The sequence below is a fragment of the Murinocardiopsis flavida genome, assembly GCF_003014485.1.
GTDB classification, from domain to species: Bacteria; Actinomycetota; Actinomycetes; order Streptosporangiales; family Streptosporangiaceae; genus Murinocardiopsis; species Murinocardiopsis flavida.
On the sequence record NZ_PYGA01000021.1, the window covers coordinates 36,152 to 54,619 of the forward strand.

The 18,468-nt window shown below is 71.6% G+C and carries 17 protein-coding genes and 1 pseudogene; 7 read left to right on the forward strand and 11 right to left on the reverse strand.

All coding sequences use genetic code 11. The features are described from left to right. Positions 1-252: 252 nt before the first annotated feature. A pseudogene (locus tag CLV63_RS25165) lies at positions 253-1,320 on the reverse strand (zinc-dependent metalloprotease); the annotation flags it as partial. 94 nt (positions 1,321-1,414) lie between these two features. After that, on the reverse strand, positions 1,415-2,719 hold the full coding sequence (dacB, locus tag CLV63_RS25170) for a D-alanyl-D-alanine carboxypeptidase/D-alanyl-D-alanine endopeptidase (RefSeq protein WP_342751438.1): 1,305 nt from the start codon (positions 2,717-2,719) through the stop codon (positions 1,415-1,417). Positions 2,720-2,866: 147 nt separating this feature from the next. Here dacB and CLV63_RS25175 point away from each other — a divergent pair, with 147 nt between their 5' ends. Further along, a complete protein-coding gene (locus CLV63_RS25175; RefSeq protein ID WP_211301466.1) occupies positions 2,867-3,385 on the forward strand; it encodes an inorganic diphosphatase in 519 nt (172 codons plus the stop codon). 20 nt (positions 3,386-3,405) lie between these two features. Here the strand turns inward: CLV63_RS25175 and CLV63_RS25180 are convergent, their stop codons facing one another. Both CLV63_RS25180 and CLV63_RS25185 read right to left on the reverse strand, forming a co-directional pair. Next, positions 3,406-3,996: a sigma-70 family RNA polymerase sigma factor gene (locus tag CLV63_RS25180; protein ID WP_211301458.1), complete on the reverse strand. Its 591-nt coding sequence runs from the start codon at positions 3,994-3,996 to the stop codon at positions 3,406-3,408. A 579-nt stretch (positions 3,997-4,575) separates the two neighbouring features. Then, a complete protein-coding gene (locus CLV63_RS25185) occupies positions 4,576-5,235 on the reverse strand; it encodes a hypothetical protein (RefSeq protein WP_245929044.1) in 660 nt (219 codons plus the stop codon). A 733-nt stretch (positions 5,236-5,968) separates the two neighbouring features. Here CLV63_RS25185 and CLV63_RS25190 point away from each other — a divergent pair. After that, complete coding sequence (locus CLV63_RS25190; protein WP_245929045.1) at positions 5,969-6,571, forward strand: hypothetical protein; 603 nt, start codon at positions 5,969-5,971, stop codon at positions 6,569-6,571. A gap of 19 nt (positions 6,572-6,590) precedes the next feature. On the opposite strand, the gene CLV63_RS25195 is transcribed toward CLV63_RS25190, so the two are convergent. Further along, a complete protein-coding gene (locus tag CLV63_RS25195; RefSeq protein WP_106585694.1) occupies positions 6,591-6,992 on the reverse strand; it encodes a hypothetical protein in 402 nt (133 codons plus the stop codon). A 104-nt stretch (positions 6,993-7,096) separates the two neighbouring features. Further along, positions 7,097-7,336: a hypothetical protein gene (locus CLV63_RS25200; RefSeq protein WP_106585695.1), complete on the reverse strand. Its 240-nt coding sequence runs from the start codon at positions 7,334-7,336 to the stop codon at positions 7,097-7,099. Positions 7,337-7,589: 253 nt separating this feature from the next. Between CLV63_RS25200 and CLV63_RS25205 the strand changes: the two genes are divergently transcribed. The 3 genes from CLV63_RS25205 (at position 7,590) to CLV63_RS33290 (ending at position 10,833) form a co-directional block, all read left to right on the forward strand. Continuing rightward, entirely contained in the window at positions 7,590-8,450 is an 861-nt protein-coding gene (locus tag CLV63_RS25205) for an exonuclease domain-containing protein (RefSeq protein ID WP_106585696.1), read from the forward strand. Positions 8,451-8,704: 254 nt separating this feature from the next. Further along, positions 8,705-10,498 carry a BCCT family transporter gene (locus CLV63_RS25210; protein WP_106585697.1) on the forward strand — a complete coding sequence of 598 codons (1,794 nt, stop codon included), beginning with the start codon at positions 8,705-8,707 and terminating at the stop codon, positions 10,496-10,498. Between the two features lie 185 nt (positions 10,499-10,683). Beyond that, positions 10,684-10,833: a DUF4175 domain-containing protein gene (locus CLV63_RS33290; protein ID WP_146165656.1), complete on the forward strand. Its 150-nt coding sequence runs from the start codon at positions 10,684-10,686 to the stop codon at positions 10,831-10,833. Positions 10,834-10,882: 49 nt separating this feature from the next. On the opposite strand, the gene CLV63_RS25215 is transcribed toward CLV63_RS33290, so the two are convergent. Further along, positions 10,883-12,085: a carbohydrate kinase family protein gene (locus tag CLV63_RS25215; RefSeq protein ID WP_106585698.1), complete on the reverse strand. Its 1,203-nt coding sequence runs from the start codon at positions 12,083-12,085 to the stop codon at positions 10,883-10,885. Between the two features lie 249 nt (positions 12,086-12,334). Here CLV63_RS25215 and CLV63_RS25220 point away from each other — a divergent pair, with 249 nt between their 5' ends. After that, entirely contained in the window at positions 12,335-13,771 is a 1,437-nt protein-coding gene (locus CLV63_RS25220; RefSeq protein WP_245929046.1) for a 6-phospho-beta-glucosidase, read from the forward strand. A 175-nt stretch (positions 13,772-13,946) separates the two neighbouring features. Next, positions 13,947-14,297 carry a hypothetical protein gene (locus CLV63_RS25225; RefSeq protein ID WP_106585699.1) on the forward strand — a complete coding sequence of 117 codons (351 nt, stop codon included), beginning with the start codon at positions 13,947-13,949 and terminating at the stop codon, positions 14,295-14,297. A 64-nt stretch (positions 14,298-14,361) separates the two neighbouring features. Here the strand turns inward: CLV63_RS25225 and CLV63_RS25230 are convergent, their stop codons facing one another. The 4 genes from CLV63_RS25230 to CLV63_RS25245 form a co-directional block, all read right to left on the reverse strand. Further along, on the reverse strand, positions 14,362-15,129 hold the full coding sequence (locus tag CLV63_RS25230; protein ID WP_106585700.1) for a peptidoglycan recognition protein family protein: 768 nt from the start codon (positions 15,127-15,129) through the stop codon (positions 14,362-14,364). 294 nt (positions 15,130-15,423) lie between these two features. Continuing rightward, positions 15,424-16,374 carry a phosphotransferase gene (locus tag CLV63_RS25235; protein ID WP_106585701.1) on the reverse strand — a complete coding sequence of 317 codons (951 nt, stop codon included), beginning with the start codon at positions 16,372-16,374 and terminating at the stop codon, positions 15,424-15,426. A gap of 930 nt (positions 16,375-17,304) precedes the next feature. Then, positions 17,305-17,487: a DUF397 domain-containing protein gene (locus CLV63_RS25240; RefSeq protein WP_106585702.1), complete on the reverse strand. Its 183-nt coding sequence runs from the start codon at positions 17,485-17,487 to the stop codon at positions 17,305-17,307. Next, positions 17,477-18,295 carry a helix-turn-helix domain-containing protein gene (locus tag CLV63_RS25245; protein WP_146165657.1) on the reverse strand — a complete coding sequence of 273 codons (819 nt, stop codon included), beginning with the start codon at positions 18,293-18,295 and terminating at the stop codon, positions 17,477-17,479. Before CLV63_RS25245 ends, CLV63_RS25240 begins: the two co-directional genes overlap by 11 nt. Positions 18,296-18,468: the final 173 nt, after the last annotated feature.

The following is an 18,468-nucleotide window of genomic DNA, read 5'->3' on the forward strand; positions in this document are numbered from 1 at the left end:
GTCGTCGCGCGCGGACGGGGTGTCGGACGCCTCGGCGGCGGACGCCTCGGAGCCGGGTGCGTCGGAGCCGGGTGCGTCGACCTCGGCCGCTTCGGGCGTGTCGGACGCCGCTGCGTCGGACGGCGACGAACCCCCGGGGGTGTCGGCGTCCGCACCGGTCGCGGTGTCGGCCCCGGTTCCGCCGGGCGCGGTGCCGGTGTCGGCGCCCGCCGTGGCGGCGGCGGGCACCGGCGCCGCGGCGAGCTCCTGGGTGCGCACCACGCGGTTGATCCACAGGCCGGGGTCGCGGATCTCCTTCAGCGTGGGCAGGGTCTCGCGGGACTCCCACACCCGGTTGAACTCGGCCATGCCGACCTCGCCGACCACCTCGCGGACGAACGCGGCGCCCTCGGCGTACTGCTTCATCTTGAGGTCGAGGCCGATGAGCTGCCGGATGATCTTGTCGATGCGGTTGCCGCCCTCGCGCCGCTGCTGGAACCGCGCGCGGATCTCCTCGACGGACGGCACCACCTCGGGGCCGACCGCGTCCATCACGAAGTCGCCGTGCCCTTCGGCGAGGGTCATGACCGCGGTGATGCGGTCGAGGATCTCGCTCTGCGCCGGGCTCTGGAAGGCGCCGAGGACGTTGCCCTCATTGCCGCGCACCACATCGGCGACCGCCTCGCCCGCGGCGCGCAGCCGGTCGAGGAACTGGGCGGCGTCGATGTCGGTCGACAGCAGGTACTCGCGCATCTGCTCCTGGACGTAGTCGCGCAGCCAGGGCGACGCGGTGAACTGCACCCGGTGGGTCTCCTCGTGCAGGCAGACCCAGAGGCGGAAGTCGCGGGGGTCGACCGCGAGCTCGCGCTCGGTGTGCACGATGTTGGGCGCGACCAGGGTGAGGCGGCCCGTGGGCGCCTTGCCGTCGGGGTCGGGCGGCAGGAACAGCTCGTACTGGCCCAGCACCCGGCCGGCGAGGTAGGACAGGATGGCGCCGAGCTGCACGCCGGTGACCTTGGACCCGACCATGGTGGTGACCGAACCCACGGAGCCGGCCGCAGCGGGGCCGCCGCGCCGCTCGGCGAGCTGCTCGATGATGGGTTCGAGCACGACCCGGAATCCGGCGACATTGGACCGGATCCACCCGGGCCGGTCGACCACCACCGCGGCCCCGCCCGGTTCGAGGGGAACCAGGCCGGTGAACTCGCGCACGTGGTGCTGCGCTGTAACGGACAGCTCGCGGAGCTGCTCGACCGCCTGGCGGGCCTCAGGGAGGTCCACCTGGGGGCCGGGGCGCACGAGGCGGGTACCAGTGTTGACGGCTACGTCCCAGTCGATCAGAGTCACACTTCTCACCGTACCCACTGGGACCCGTCCACACGGGTTTCGACCGCGATTTCGGGGTTTCCTCAGGGGTGCCCCGGAGACCGCCCGGTCAGGAGCAGCCGCACTGCGCGATGGCGGCGGCGAACGTGTCGAGCGCCGAGCCCGCCGCAGCGGGGTCGTTCGCCATGAACGCGAAGACCAGCAGCCGCCCCTCGGCGTCGTAGGCGACCCCTGCGAGGGTGCTCACACCGTTCAGGGTCCCGGTCTTGGCGCGGACCAGGCCGGCGCCCGCACCGGAGCCGCTCTCCTCGCTGTAGCGGTCGGTCAGGGTGCCGGTGAAGTTCGCGATGGGCAGGCCGGTGAGCGTGTAGTGCAGGTCGGGGCGCTTGGGGTCGGCCGACAGCAGCAGCAGGTCGACCAGCGCCTTGGGTGTGATGTCGTTGCGCACCGACAGCCCGCTGCCGTCGCTGACCTTGACGTCGGGGATCTTCAGCTGCGCCATGACGGATTCCACCGCTTCGGAGCCGCCCTTGAACGACGGCGGCTTCCCCTCGGCGATGGCGACCTGGCGGACGAGCGCCTCGGCGACGTTGTTGTCGCTCTCCACCAGCATCTTCTCGACCAGGGCCGAGATCGGGGCCGAGGAGACCGAGGCGATGGGCTTCTCGCTCTTGGGCACCTCCGCCGCCGACGGCCCGCCCTCGACCGCGACACCGGCCTCGTCCAACTGGCGGGCGAACGCGTCGGCGGCCTGCTTCGGGGGGTCGCCGACCCGCTCGCTGTAGTGGTCGAGGCGGTCGGTCCGGCCGCCGTCGAGCATCAGCGCGTGCACCGTTGCGGCGCTGCCCTCGTCGATATAGCCCTGCTTCCACCCGGGCGCCATGTCGGGCCCGGGGTAGAAGGTGTCGTCGTAGCCCAACCGGACCGACTCGACGCCCGCTGCGCGCAGCTCCCGCGCGGTCGACTGGGCGAGCTCCTGGAGCGTGGCGACCCGCGGGTACTCGTCGGGGCGCACGGTCTCGGTGAGGGTGGGGTCGCCGAAACCCTTCAGGATGATCTCGCCGGCCGAACCCCCCTGGTAGACCCTGGTCTCGACACGCTCATCGGGACCCGCGGAGTGCAGGACCGACACGGCGCTGACGATCTTCGTGGTCGACGCGGGGACCAGGCCCTTGCCGGCGTCGAGGTCGTACAGCCGGTCGCCGGTGGCGGCGTCGGCGACGTAACCGGAGAGCCCATCGCTGATGCCCGACCGGGACATGGGACCATTGAGCCGGTCCGCGAGCCGGTCGGGCTCTGCCTCCGGGGCGTCGGTCGCCGCCGGCGCCGGAGCCTCCTCGGCAGCGGCGACGGGGAACGGCGTCGTCTCCGGCGGGCGCGACCCGATGATGTCCCCGGCGACCACGGCGGCCACCAGCACGAATATGTTTAGCAAGGCCAAGGTGAGAAGCGCACGGGCCCGGACCTGACGCATCCTCTTCGGACCTGCCTTCCCTGGGCCTTGCATGAGGCCGTTTGAACCGTTGTAGCGACACTAGTCGTAATGGGAGTCGAGAACAGTATGGAATTCGACGTCACGATCGAGATCCCCAAGGGCGAGCGCAACAAGTATGAGATGGATCACGAGACGGGCCGGATCCGACTGGACCGGATGCTGTTCACATCGACCAGCTACCCCGCCGACTACGGGTTCATCGAGGGCACTCTGGGCGACGACGGCGACCCGCTCGACGCCCTCGTGCTGCTCAAGCACTCCACCTTCCCCGGATGCCTGATCAAGGCGCGCGCCATCGGCATGTTCCGGATGCGCGACGAAGCGGGCGGCGACGACAAGGTGCTCTGCGTCCCTGCCACCGACCAGCGGATGGAGCACCTGCGCGACATCCACCACGTCAACGAGTTCGAGCGGCTGGAGATCGAGCACTTCTTCACCGTCTACAAGGACCTCGAACCCGGCAAGTCCGTCGAAGGGGCCAGCTGGGTCGGGCGCCACGACGCCGAGAAGGAGATCGTGGCGTCGATCAAGCGCGCCGAAGAGGCCGGTGTCCACGGCGACACCACCCACATCAAGATCGACTAGTTGGAGCGGGCCCCGCCGGATCAGTTCAGCGGGGCCGAACGCGCCGACCCGCCGGTGAGCAGCCCCGGCCCGATACCGGCGATCTCCGCCAGCACGAACAGCAGCAGGAGCAGTGCGCACAGGCCGACGAAAAGCCCGGGAAGCAGGTACGACGACGGGCGGGTCGGCCGCGCGGGCCGCGCGGGGACGGGGAACCCGTCCCCGTCGAAACACTTGGCGCGCGCCGCTATGTGGGCCCGGTACCCCGCGAGCGCGGGTGCGGCCACGCCGCTGAGCACCCGCAGCCGCAGCTCCACCGGCCACTCGCCCCCGGGCGCACGCGACGGCCCCGGCCCGGACTCCGGCGGGCCGGCATCCGCGTCCCCGCCGACCGGGTGGCGGGCGCACTCCGCCTCGGCGAGAGCGAGCAGCCATTCACGCAGCCGCGACGGGTCGGCCAACCGGCCGATGTGGGCGCGCGCGACCACCAGCGTGTCGCGCAGCACCGCGGTCAGCAGGTCCGAGCGGCCTACGAGGGCGGCGCACCGCTCGTACAGCGCGTCGCCGTGCGCGTCGATGAGCAGCGCACAGGCACGCTCCCCCGGCACCCGCCCGGAACGCAGCACCGCCACCAGTTCGTCGTCCGTTTGAAAATCCAGTAGGTCCCCCGCTTGCTTGGTCGTCGCGACTCCGGGGCGCTTCAGGCCGATGCCTTCCCTCGTCGCGTGGCGCTCCCTCGTACCTCGCTCCTCAGTCCAGACACCGGCGCGCCCCTCTTGCTTGCTTGGTCGTCGCGGCTCCGGGGCGCTTCAGGCCGATGCCTTCCCTCCTCGCGTGGCGCTCCCTCGTACCTCGGTCGCACCCCGCTCCTCAGTCCAGACACCGGCGCGCCCCCATCGCGACTCCTGTGCTTGCTTGGTCGTCGCGGCTCCGGGGCGCTTCAGGCCGATGTCTTCCCTCGTCGCGTGGCGCTCCCTCGTACCTCGGTCGCACCCCGCTCCTCAGTCCAGACACCGGCGCGCCCCTCCACCGCGACTCCCGGAAACACCCCCTGGAGCGAAGGTTCAAAACCCCCTCCGGCGAAGGTCGAAGACCCTGGTGTGGTCGGCGTGTTCGCCGGGATGCCGGAGCCCGGTGTCTCCCCAGAGGGACCCTAGACGTTTCGAGGGCCAAGATCATCGCTTTCGCCGGATCCCTGCACAGGGCCGGGTTCACGCCGACAGTGCACGGGCCTCGGCTGCGATGGCCTCGATCTCGGCGGTGTCGAGCGCCGTGGGGCGCTCCCTGATGTAGCCGACGGCGCCGCGCGGGCGGGCGATGATCGCGCGGTCGGCCCGCATGACCGGCTCGGGCAGCCGCCCCGCGACCATGATCACCGGGATGATGGTCGTCCCCGGCCAGATGTCGGGCAGGTGCAGGCGGCGCTCGATGCGCAGCGCGTGGCCCACCATCCGCTCCACGACCCGCTTGGCGGGGATCTGCCCGATGTACCAGTCGTCGGGGCCGCGCGACACCGCGTGCCGCCACACCCTGGTCTCCAGGAGGAAGACCCCGGCCGGGCCGATGGCGAGGTGGCGCGAACCGCCGTCGGAGAGCACGTGGTACCCGGCGGACTGGAGGACGCGCAGCAGCCGGCCGCGGCCATAGGGCGCGGGGATGCGCGCCGACAGGGTGGCGAGCAGGACGTAGCTGAGGGCGACCAGCACGCCGACGAGCACCCCGGCGCGCCAGTCGACGAAGCCCGCGGCCATGACCCCGGCGGCGAGGACGACGACGCCGCGCACGAACAGCTGCGCCGCGAGTGCGCCCGCCCCTGGTCCGGGGCCGCGCTCGTGGTGGTCGTCGGGGCGTTCGGGACCGGCGTCCCCCAAGTGGTCACCTCCGGAGCGTCCCGGTCGGCGGGCGGTGGATTCCGGGCGCGTGGTTCCGGACCGTGCCGCCGTCGTGTTGTGGCTGCCGGGCCGCCCCCGCCGCACTGTCGCAGGGGCTCGACGCGCACGCGGCCTCGGTGTGCGCGCCCCGGCAGCTTCCAATGTGACCACCGGATACGGCGGAACCGCAATGCGTTTGCCGAAAACGGTCGTGGCCGGACGCCCCCGGGCCGGTATCCGTAACCTCGTCCGGGCGCGCCCCGGCGCTCTGCCGCAGCGAGGCGCCTGAGACGGTGTGCCCGGTCCGACACCCCGGGACACGCCGTTCGGCTTGACATCGCCCCCGCACATTGGTGTGCTTCTGTGCATGCATCCGCGCGCACAGCACGCCCGGCCGATCACGGCTCGCACGGCCACCATGGCCTGCCGCCCCGTGGCCGAGGCCCTGTGTCCGCTGCCTTCATGTTGTCGCTGAACCCCGTGCCCGGCCTTCGCTGAGCGAAGGACCCGCCGGCGCCTCGCGCGCCAGTGTTCGGCTTCCGCGGTCGGCATCCGCCGACCGCCCGGTCTCCCGCCCCGCGTCCGGCCCGCCCTGTGCGGCCGTGCGAGGGCGACCGCACACCGGGGCCCGTCCGCGGCTCCGGGCCCTCTCAGCAGCTTTGTCTCTCCGCAGCTTCGTCACCCCGGCGCCGCGCTCTGCGCGCGGCGGGTGACCCGCATGAAGGAATCTCCGTTGCCTGACAGCACCCCGGCGTCGACCGTCGCAGCACCGCCGCGCGCACGCACCGCCCATCGTCCGGAGCACGAGGACGCCGCCCGGGCGCGCCCGCAGGCGGCCGGGACCGCCGGCCCCGCCGTGGACGATCTCGCCGGGATCGGCGACATCGTGCTGGCGGGGGCCGCGAGCGGCTACGCCCACCTCGCCGCCCGGGACACCGTGACTATCGGGCGCCTCGCGGCGGCGGCGCGCGCCGCCGCCGACGCGCTCGCACGGCCCACCCTGTGGCCGCGGCGCGCGGACCGGTGGCAGCCCGCGCCCCGGACCGCCCGGCGCGGGGTCTCGGGGCGGATGCGGGTGAGTGTCGTGGCGCTGCGGCCCAACGCGTTCGTCGAACTGGCCGCCGACCGCCCGCGCGCCGGCCGCACCGAGGCGAGGTCCGAGGTGCTCGCGCTGGTCAGCGGGCAGGCGCACCTGGTGGTGACCGGGCCCGACGGCGCGCTGCTGGCGGTCCAGGAGCTCGCCCGAGGCAAGGCCCGGGTGCTCGGCGCCTCGGGCGGCCACCAGCTCATCAACACCGGGACGGCGACCCTGGTGGCCGTGCGGGTGGGCGCCTGACCGTGCGGCGGGCGCCCGCTCATGCCGCCGGTGCGCCGTCGGTACCCGCGCCGCGCAGGGCGCGGTCGAGCGCCTCGGCCTCTTTCAGGGTCGCGGCGAGGCGCCGGCCCTCGGTGAGATACACCTCCATGACCTGGTCGAGCGCCGGCGCGGGCAGGTGCGCGCCGAGGTCGACGCGCGCGGCGCGGTAGCCGGCGCGGGCGCTTTCGAGGCACGCGGTGATGTGCTCGCAGGCGAGCCGGGCGAGGACCACGGGGTAGCGGCGCAGCACGCCGTGCAGCCGGTAGTCGGGCGGCACCTGGTCGAACAGCCAGACGGCCGCGGTCTGCTCGAAGGTCTCGGCCCCGGGCGGGTGGACGCCCGCGGGCCAGTGGCCCGGCGGGTAGCCGGAGCGGGCCGCGGGCTGCTGCTGTTCCGCCATGCCGCCAGTATACCCCGGAATAGAACACCCGTTCGATGCGGGTGGTCCGGCTGCCTGCGGCCGCGAACGGGACGGGGCCCGCGCGCGGCCGACTGCGCGGCCGGTCAGCCCGACCCGGCGTCCTCCTCGTCGGCCGTGCGGCGCTCCAGTTCGACGCGGAGTGCGTACTCGGCCGCGTCGACGGCCGCGCGCGCGGTGATCGCGCTGGTGTGCGCCCGTTCCAGGTCTTCGAGGGCGATGCAGTCGAACGCGACGCGGGAGTCGTGGATCGCCAGTTCCAACTGGCGGCCCGCTTCGTCCAGGCTCCCCTGGACCTCCTGGTTCCCGTGAGTATCCGGGTTCACAGTGGTTCCTTTCCTCCGGCCGGTCGGCGCGCGGATCCGCGGGCCGCCGCCGGACACTCGAAGCGCGGTGGTCCCGCACGCTCCTTCCTTCTACCCGTTCCGCATCTACCCCATGGGGGCGAACTATGCACCACCGCACGATCTCCCACCAGTCCGGTAACGATGCGTTCACGTCCACTCCGCCTGCGTGGTATCACCGCTGAACCGTCGGTACCCGCCCCTACGATTGCGGTGATCGAGAGGACGGGGACCCATGCGAAACCGCTATCCCGGACCCTGCCGAACCTGCGGCGCCAACGTCGCGGCCGAAGCCGGCGTCGTCGTCAAGGAGGACGCGCGCTGGCGTACCTACTGCGCCGAGCACGAGCCGCGGCCCACCCCGCCGCCGCGCGGCGACCACTTGGGGTGGCACACGCTCGACCTCGCCGGGTACGACTGCGAGACCTCGTCGAACAACCCGCGCGAAGCGTTCCTGGTGTCCGCGGCGCTGGTCGACTCCGCCGGCGCCGCCCGCACGTGGCTGGTCGACCCCGGCGAGCAGGAGATCCCGGCCGAGGCGATCGCCGTGCACGGCATCACCACCGAGCGCGCCCGCGCCGAGGGCATGCCCGCGGGCGACGCGCTGACCGAGATCGCCGACACCCTCGCCGCGCTGCTCACCGCGGGCACGGGCCTGACCATCTTCAACGCGCCCTACGACCTCGGCGTCCTCGACGCCGAGTTGGCGCGGCGCGGCATGAAGTCGCTCGCCGAGCGCATGGGCGCGCCGCCGGGGCCCATCGTCGACCCCCTGGTCATCGACCGCGGGGTCGACCCGTTCCGGCGGGGGCCGCGCAACCTGGGGGCCATGTGCGCGTTCTACGGTGTCGAGCTGCGCGACGCCCACACCGCCACGGCCGACGCCGCGGCGGCGCTGGCGGTGGCGCGCGAGATCGGCGCCCGGCGTCCCGAGATCGCCGCCCTGACCCTGGCCGATCTCCACGAGCGCCAGATCGCCTGGGCCGACGACTACGTCCGGAGCCGTCAGGAGTGGCTCACCAGGCGAAACCCCGGCCAGGCCGCCAAGGTCGAAGGAGGCTGGCCGATAGCGGTGTCACCTTCACACTCTGTTTAACGTAGAGTGACCGTTTCGTCCGCTATCAGCCGGTACATGCATAACTGAACGTACCGAGTTGGACACGATTCCAGCGGAGGAAGGTTCGTCATACCCGCGCTCCGGGTACGGAGTGACCTGCGTAGTCGGTGTTCATCCAGCCCCGACCCGACGTCCGCACGGGCACCCCTCTCCATCCCCCGAGAGTTCGGCGTATGCGAACGTGAGAAAAATTCTGGCCTGAGAGGAGGCGGCGCCATGCGCGCCGAATCACTGTGGCGGTAGACGATCAGCGTGCCCGGTCCGAGAACGAGGGCGCGGGCACGAACAACGGCACCGGGTCGACGGTCACGTCGACCACCGGTGAGAATTACACGACCGAAGAGCTCCTTTGGGAGCCGCCGGCGACGTCGCAGGCTGACAGCCGCCCGGTCACCGACTGGGTGGTCTTCATCATCGCCGGGGTGCTCGCCCTCGGCTTCGTGGCGTGGGGCGCCTTCTCGCCCGACACCCTCGCCGCGACCTCGCAGAGCATGCTCAACGGGCTGATGAAGTTCGGCGGCTGGGGCTTCGTCCTTTCCGCCTCTGCGTTCGTCGTCATCTCGCTGTGGCTCGCCTTCAGCAAGTACGGCAACATCACCCTGGGCCGCGACGACGAAGGGCCCGAGTACAACACCATCTCCTGGATCTCGATGCTCTTCGCCACCGGCATGGGCATCGGCATGATGTTCTTCGGTGTCGCCGAGCCCCTCGGCCACTTCACGACCCCGCCCCCCGGCACCGGCGGTGCCGAAGCCGCCACCGCGATGGCGACCACCCTGTTCCACTGGACCCTCCACCCGTGGGCCATCTACGCGGTCGTCGGCCTCGCCATCGCCTACGGCACCTACCGGCGCGGCCGCCGCCAGCTCATCAGCGCGGCGTTCATCCCGATCATCGGCGAGAAGGCGGCCAACGGCCCGCTCGGCAAGCTGATCGACATCCTCGCCATCTTCGCCACCCTGTTCGGTTCGGCCTGTTCGCTGGGCCTCGGCGCGTTGCAGATCGCCGGCGGCTTCCAGCAGCTCGGCTGGGTCAGCACGCTGGGGATCAGCCTGCTGGTCGGCATCATCGCCGCACTGATGGTCGCGTTCGTGGCGTCCGCGGTGTCGGGTATCGACAAGGGCATCCAGTGGCTGTCCAACATCAACATGGGCATGGCGGCGCTGCTGCTGCTCTTCCTGCTGATCGTCGGGCCCACCGTCTACATCCTCGACATGATCCCCACCGCCCTGGGCAACTACTTCCAGGACTTCTTCTCCATGGCGGCCCGCACCGAGGCCAGCGGCGGCGAGGGCATCAGCGGCTTCCTCACCTCCTGGACCGTCTTCTACTGGGCGTGGTGGATCTCCTGGACGCCCTTCGTGGGCATGTTCATCGGCAAGATCAGCCGCGGCCGCACCATCCGCCAGTTCGTCGCCGGGGTCATCCTGGTGCCCTCGGTGGTCAGCCTGGTCTGGTTCGCCATCCTCGGCGGCACGGCCATCGACCTCCAGACCAAGGGCGTCGACATCTACGGCGACGGCAGCAGCCAGGAGGGCATGCTCTACGGACTGCTGGCGAACTTCCCCATGGCGGGCTTCGTCAGCGCCGTCGTGGCGGTGCTCGTGGCGATCTTCTTCGTCACCGGCGCCGACTCCGCGTCGATCGTCATGGGCACCCTGTCGCAGCGGGGCGCCAACGAGCCCAACAAGTTCATCACCATCTTCTGGGGCGTCGTCATGGCTGCGGTCGCCGCCATCATGATGGTCGCCGGCCAGCAGGACGCGCTCGACGGGCTGCAACGATTGACCATCCTGGTCGCCGCGCCGTGGACACTCGTCATGCTGGTCCTGTGTGCGGCGCTCATCAAGGACCTCCGCCGCGACCCGCTGATCATCCGCGGCTACAAGGCCAACGAGGTCGTCACGGCGGCCGTGGTGAGCGGTGCGCAGGAGTACGACGGCGACTTCCAGATCGTCACCGGCCCCTCCGAAGAGGACAACGGCAACGGCTCACCCGGGGCGTCCGACACGCCGCCGAAACCCTAGGAACACCGTCCCACCGGTCCGGCCGGTGGCGGTACACGACGAAGGGGGTCCCCCGCCTCGGCGGAGGACCCCCTTCCGTGTGTCGCGGACCGGATCCGCTTAGCAGACCGCGACCGGGGTAGTCGGCTCCGCGGAGGCGGGCGGCGGGTCGGCGCCGACGCCTCCGCCTATGACGAGGGGACCGCATGCTTCAGCTCATCCTGATCCTGCTCGCCGTCTGGCTCGTGCTCACGATCCTCGGATTCGTGATCAAGGGCCTGTTCTGGCTGGCGATCGTCGGACTCATCCTGTTCGCCGCGACCGCGGTGTGGGGCTGGTTCCAGCGGCAGCGCTGACCCCCGCCCCCACCGGCCGTCCCCGCCGCAGCGGCGGGGGCGGCGCCGCTCAGTGCCGGAGCCCGATGGTGGCGCTCGCGCGCCGCTGATCGGTGGGCAGCCAGGAGATCGGCAGCAGCTCGGAGAGGAACGCGTAGTCGGACGCGAGCTGCCGCCCGTGGTCGCTGGTGTCGCCGTGGACCTGCACCCACCAGACCGCGATGTCGGCCCACCCCGGGGCCGACAGCGACCCCCCGGTGTGCTGCACCGACAGCGAGGCGCACAGGTTCGCGAACCGCAGCCGCCGCTCCAGGCTCCACCCGGCGAGCGTCGCGACGATGAACGACGCGCCGAACACGTCGCCGGCCCCCGTGGTGTCGACCGCGTCCAGGACGAGCCCTTCGACCTGGGCGGTCTCACCCGTGGTCTGGTCGACCGCCAAGGCGCCGCGCGGGCCGTCGGTGACCACCGCCACCGGGACGTGCTCCGAGAGCGCCGAGAGCGCCGAAGCGGGGCTGCCCGTGCGCGTGTACGACATCGCCTCGATGGCGTTGGGGACGAACGCGTGGCAGTGCCGCAACTGCTCCAACACCGCTGTGGACCACTCCTGGGAGACGTCCCAGCCGACGTCGGCGAAGATCTTCGCGCCACCCTTGACCTGGTCCAGCGCCCACGCCGGCAGCTCCTCGTCGGGGCTCAGGCTCACGAACGCCGCCCGCGCCTGCGGCAGCTCGCGCGCCAGCTCGCTCAGCGGGACCGGGGACGGGTGCTCGTGGGTGACCATGCTGCGGTCGCCGCGGTAGGCGAGCGACATCGTGAACGGCGAGTGCCAGTCGGGGATGCGGCGCGACGCCGACAGGTCGACCATCTCCTGGTCGCCCAGCGTCTCCCAGGAGAAGTCGCCGTAGACGTCCTCGCCGAACGCCGCGGCCACCGCCGTGCGCAGCCCCAGCCGCGACGCGGCGACCGCGAGGTTCGCGATGCCGCCGGGGCAGGAGCCCATGCCGTCGGCGTCGACCTCGGTGCCGCTCGACGGGGGCGCCGCCAGCCCGGTCAGCACGATGTCGAAGAAGACCGTGCCGCTGAGCGCGAGGTCGACGGCCGGGCTGTCGGGTTCGCGCGCGCCCGCGAGCACGTCCTGGGGTTCGCCGACCAGGGGGGTCGATTCGAGTTTGTCGTACTCGCTTTCGGGGCCGCTCGCCCCGTCTTTGTCACGGGCGGCGGCGGATCGCCTCGCGGCCTCATTGCCGCCCGGTCGTCCCTTCGTCGCCATAGCGCCTCCCAGCAGTCGTCGCGGATCAGGTGATTAGAAATGCAGCCTAGCCGCGCGAGCGGTGCCCGTCTCTCCGCTTGCTCCATCGTGTTCCCCGTAGTCACACCGTGTGTCCGGCCCGCTCCGGGCGCCGCCCGGCCGCGGCGCGGTACGGGCACCCCGGGGTCCGCCCCGGTGCGGTGCCGACCGCTACGGTGAGGACGCGCGCGGCGGTGCCGCGCGCGGCACCGGCGGCTGGGCCCGCCGCCGATGGCGGGCACCAACGCGGGCACGGACGCAGGCGCGGACAAGGGGGCGGCGGAGATGCGGTTGGCGATCCTCGGCGGGGGCGGATTCCGGGTGCCGCTGGTACACCGCGCGCTCCTCGCCGACTCGGCGCGCGCGGACGCGGTGGTGGACGAGGTCGTCCTGTTCGACACCGACCCGCGGCGGCTGCGCGCCATCGGCGCCGTACTCGACCGGCAGCGCGACGCCCACCGCGAAGCGCACGGCGAACCGAAGCTCACCGTGCGCGCCGAAACCGACCTCGAAGCCGCGGTGCGCGGCTGCGACCTGGTTTTCTCCGCCATCCGGGTGGGCGGCGCCGCGGGGCGTGTGCTCGACGAGCGCGTCGCCCTCGACGCCGGCGTGCTGGGGCAGGAGACCGTGGGCGCCGGCGGGATCAGCTACGGCCTGCGCACACTGCCCGTCGCGAGGACGATCGCGCGCGCCATCGCCGAGCACGCCCCCGAGGCGTGGGTCGTGAACTTCACCAACCCCGCCGGGCTGGTGACCGAGGCGATGTCGGCGGTGCTGGGCGACCGCGTCGTCGGGATCTGCGACTCCCCTGTGGGGCTGGGCCGGCGCGCGGCGCGCGCCCTGGGCCTCGACCCCGCGCGGACGCGCTTCGACTACGCGGGGCTGAACCACCTCGGCTGGCTGCGCGGGCTCCGCGTCGGCAGCCGCGACGTGCTGCCCGACCTGCTCGCCGACGAGGCGGCGCTCGGCTCCTTCGAGGAGGGCCAGTTGTTCGGCGCCGAGTGGCTCCGGGCGATCGGCGCGCTGCCGAACGAGTACCTGCACTACTACTACATGGCGCGGGAGGCGCACGCGGCGATCGCCGCGACCGTCGGCGGCGGCGGGGCGACCCGGGGCGAGCAGATCGTCGCCCAGCAGGACACCTTCTACGACGAGGCCGCCGCCACCCCCGGCGACGCGTTCACCCTGTGGGACCGCACCCGGCTGGAGCGCGAATCGTCCTACATGGCCGACAACCGCCGCGCGGCGGGCGGGATCGAGCGCGAGGCCGCCGACCTCGACGGCGGCGGCTACGAGGAGGTGGCGCTGGCGGTGATGCGCGCGATCACCCGCGACGAGCCCGGGCGGCTCATCGTCAACGTGCGCAACCGGGGCGCGCTGCCCGGCCTGGACGACGACGCCGTGGTCGAGGTCCCCTGCCTGGTCGACGCGGACGGCGCCCGCCCGCTGGCGGTCGCCCCGCTGGCGGGGCACCAGCTGTCGCTGGTCCACGCGGTCAAGTCGGTGGAGCGCGACGTCATCAAGGCGGTGCACTCGGGTTCGCGCACGCTGGCGCTGCGGGCGTTCGCCAACCACCCCCTGGTCGACTCCGTGACGACGGCCCGCACCCTCCTGGACGGCTACCTCGCCGCATTCCCCGACCTCCGCACCACCCTCCCCCACCCCTGATCCCCGCGCGCCGCCGGCGGCCGGAGCCACCGGGCGGCCGCCGCTGTTGCGGGGAGCCGGTGGGCGGCCGGAGACATCGGGCGGCCGCCGCGCTCGCGAGGAGTCGGTTTCGGGGCGGGGCCGGTGGCTGATTGGATACGCGGTGCGATGGACGCGGAGTGGAACGGGCACCGGCATGAGTGAGGAACCGCGCGGGGACGCTCAGGGCCCCGGCCGGCAGGGCAACCTGCGCGAAGGGCTGACGTACCTCAGCGGCCTGGTCGCCGCCGCCGCGCTGCTCGCGGCGGCGGTGCTGCTGCTCGGCCCGGTCTTCGCCTGGGGTGGCGGCGATGAAGACCCCCGCGACCCGGGCCGCACCTGTTCGGACGGCATGTACGAGGCACTGAGCACGCCGAGCTGGCCCGAGTACGGCGGGGCGACGTGCAGCGGCGACGCCCTCGTGCAGATGCGCTACGCGGTGCTGTGCGGCCTGATCTCGGTCCCGGCGAGCGCGGCATGGGTCCGCCTGAGCCTGCACCGCACCTGAACACCCGAGCGGGGCCCCGCTGTCCCGCAGACCAGGGCCCCGCTACCCGCTATACGACGGGAGGTCAGCCGCCGAGCTTGACGGCGTGGGCCGCCATGATCTGGGCGGCGGCCCACCCGGTGATCTTGTCGCCGGAGGTCTCCTTACTGCCGCGCGACTTGCGCGCGGCGAGGACCGCCGCGGCGGTCGAGGCGCCGTAGTCGCCGTCGACCTCGCCCGGGGAGAAGCCCGCGTCGGCCAGGACGACCTGGAGGTACTTGACACGCTCGCCGCTGTCGCCCTTGCGCAGTCCGACCATGTCGTCCTCACTCCCTCCCCCTGATCCGGGGGGCTGCTTGAATGTGCCGTTCCTGACCAGGGCGTACGCCTTGTCGCCCGGGCAGCTCGTCGAGATGAAGTCGCGGTGGCCCTTCACCGTCCCGGCGATGGAGGTGTCGGGCTCCATTAGCCATTGGCGGAGCGCGCGCACGGCGTCGATCTGCGCCTCGGTGATCTCGTCGCGCGGCCCGGTCGCCAGGGTCGCCGAGTAGTAGGTGGAGTTCCCACCCGGCTGCGCCGCCTGCACCTTCCGCAACCCCCGCCCCTCGATGACGTGGCCGTGACTACAACACAGGAACGAGTAGCCGATGTCGGCCCAGCCGCGTGAGGGGCCGGTGTGGAACTCCCGGGTGGCCTTCCAGTAGGTGATGCACGCGGAATGGGCCTTGCCCGCGAGGCCCTGGTCGATGCTGTCGTAGTGGATGACGAGGCCGGACCGGGGGTTGGCTCCGGCGGCGGGGGACTTGCCCCACCCGAGGTCGGACCGTGAAACGTAGCGTGGTGGTTTCGGCACGGCGCCTCCTTTTAGTGGAAGATAACCCGGCACGGCCCCACGAGAAGCGTGTTTCGCCGATCGTCCGCATTTGTCCGAACCCGGCCCGCTCCCACAGCCCCCACCCGCCGCCCGCACCCCGTGGGCAGCAGCGGCGGCGGGAGGGTCCCCCGCGCGTCGTCACGCGCGTGCGGCGGACGCGCGGCGGGTCGACGTCCTAGGGGCGGCCGCGCGGTGGCCGCGCGGCGGCAACGCCGTTCCGGGGGCGGATGCGCGCGGGGCCATCGTCCGGGGTCGGGCGCGCTGCCGCCGGTTTCAGTCGGCCATGCCGCCGGCGAACGGCATGGTCCGCCAGCCGTCCACGGCCGGCCCGATGTAGTCCACCAACGCGGGCAGTTGCGGCGCGAGCGCGAGGGACGCGATGGCGCGGAGCATCCCGACGCCGTTCACGAACGCCAGGACCCTCTCGTCCAGCTGACGTTGGCCGTTGCGGCGCGCGCCGCGGTTGTAGGCGGCTTCGAGGTCGGGCCCGAGAGCGGCCAGGTCCCACTCGACGGGGCCCAGCGTGACCAGCTCGAAGTCGGAGTAGCGGTCCCCGTCGACCCCGGCGAAGATGTTCGCTGGCGGGGAGTCGCCGTGGATGGGCTGGAGGTCGATCCCCGGGAACGCCGCTTCGAATGCCGCGCGCGTCTGCACGTACGGCTCCAGGACCTGCCATTCGCGCCGCGCGCGGTCCAGATCGTCCGGGTCCAGGAGGTCGGGGCGCTTGTCGAGCAGGGCGAGACCCTCGGTGACGAACCGCGGTTCGGCGGCGTCCAGGAACGACAGGCGGCCCGGGTACGCGCGCATCGCGGCGTGCAGGTCGGCGACCGATTCGGAGTTCGCCTCATAGTCGGGCTCCCTGCCGCGGTCGTCGGCGACGAACTCCCAGAACGTCATCGAGAACCCGCCGCGTCGAACGGGTTCCCGCGGCACGAGGGCGCTGGGCGGGATCACGGGTGTGCCCTGGTCGGCGAGCCACCGTGTCACGTCCAGTTCCGCCCGCTGCCGGCGCGCCACGGAGTCCGGGTCCGCATAGTGGGGCAGCACGGTGGGGATCCGGGCCACGACCGGCGCGGGCGCGAGGTGCACGACGACGGAGAACACGTCGTGGAGCACCGCGGCGTCGGTCACGTCGAGACCAAGGTCGCGCCCCGCCCCGACAGCGGCGTCGACCGCGGCGGTCGTGCGGTCGGCGATGTCCTGCGGCGCCATGAAGCCGATCATCACCCGATCGTTCCACGCCGCCCCACGGTCCGGCGCCCCCGCGACCGCGCCGCGGCCCCATTCTCGACAAGCGACCCGGGCGGCACGGATTCCACGCGGTGGCCCACGCCGGACACGGAGAAAGCCCCAGGTCGCTCCGCTGTTGCGGGGTGACCTGGGGCTTTGCTGGAGCCGCCTATCGGAATCGAACCGATGACCTACGCATTACGAGGCAGATCACCACTGTCTATGGTCATCCGCCGCAGTCTCTTGGACTGGGGCCGGTTGGGGTCGCCGCCTCACCTCGTCCAAGCGTGTCCGTGGTCGTTGTTAGCAACGGTGTTAGCAGAATTCGGCGCGCTTTCGCAGCTTCCCGCCCACTCCTGTCACGCGACGGTCGGGCTGGCGGTCTGGTGCCGAGAACGTCAGGTTTCCCGCTACCTCAAGCGGCACACTCAGAAACCACAGCGGCGGGTGCGCACGGTTCTCGGGCCGTGGTGCTCGATCGCGCTGGGGCCTGAGCCACAGACAGTCGGTATCGCGCGATCGAGTGCCACGGGACCCGAGCACGCCGGTTCCCCAAGGGCTTCGCACAGCGCACGGTGTGCTGATGTGCGGGGCCGTGTTGAGCCATGGGGAGAGAGCTGACGGCACTGCTCGCCTGGGACGGTGCGAGCGGGCGTGAGGCGGGGCGGGAGCGCTGCGGGCCGCACGCGAGCACCCGACGGAGTCGGGCGCGCAGCGGGTGTGTCCGCAAGCGCGACCGTCCCGCCGTCACCCACGACCTACGCCCGGACGCGCGCAGCGCGGCCGGGCGTCTTGATCTCATATGGCGCAATTCGGCAGCCAACGCCTATCAGCGTGTCATCGTACGTCGGGGCGATCGCGCGGAGGTGGAGCCGGCGGATACTCGAAGCCGTGGCATAGCGGGTCTCGCCTGCCGAACCTCGACTACAGGCGACCGGCCTTCACTTCCTGGACGAACGCGGCGAACGCTTCGGGGTCGAACGCCAGGTGCCCGAGTTCCCGGTTCTGCGTGTCACGCACGTAGACGGCGCTCGGGGCCTCGGCGACTTCCAGGCAGTCGCCGCCGTTGCTTCCGCTGTAGCTGGACTTGTGCCAGTCAAGTTCCATTGAAGTCCCTCCTGATCTGGTGAAGTAGGTCGAGAGTGGCAGGCTCGGTGAGCGCCGCGCTCTGGAGGCTTCCGAAGATGACGCTCATCTCCGAGACCTCCTTGGAGTCGTGCGACATCGTTCCCTGCGAGCGGGACTCGGTGTACATCACGTCGGGTTTGTCCTTGAAGCTTAGGATCTTGAACGAACTCGTCAGGTCCGGGTGCCTCGGATAGTCCAACGGTATGACCTGGAAGTGTGCGCGGCGCTGCTCGGCCAGTTCGATGAGGCGTGCGAGCTGTTCGGCCATGACGGTCGGTCCGCCGACCGGGCGGGCCACGGCCGCGTAGTCGAGCACGTACCACAGCGTGGGTGGGGCGGACTGTGTGAGGACTGCTTGCCGCTTCATTCGCATCTCTACCAGGCGTTCGATCTCCTCGGTAGAGCTCAGGGGGTTACCCGCCTCATAGATCGCACGGGCGTAGTCCTCGGTTTGGATCAGGCCAGGGATCAGCGCCAACTGATGTTCGCGGATGAATGTAGCCACGGGTTCGGCTTCAACAAGGTCGGCCATCCAGCTTGGATACGCCTCGACGTTGCTGGTCTCCACCCATAGGCGCATGAGTGATCCATCGGCACTGAGTACGGAGTCCAGCGCCTCGGCCGTCTGGCGCCTGGGGACGCGCGTAGCGTTCTCGAAGCTGCTTACCGCTGGGCTGGAGATGTGTAGCTGTTTGGCCATATTCGCTTGTGAGAGGCCCATGTTGACGCGCAAACGCCTGACCTCCACGCCGTAGGGCACCCACTGTGGACGCTGACCGTTTCCCAAGTCCAACACCTCACTACAGAATATTTACAGACTTACACTGCCCATTACTTAAAACCACAGTTCAAATGGGTTAACTTACTTCCTCTAATTTGTAACTCATTACGGTGAGCCAGGGAATGGAACGACGCTGATTCCTCGCTTCCTTCCGCTGGACCCGCGCACTAGAGTGGTCG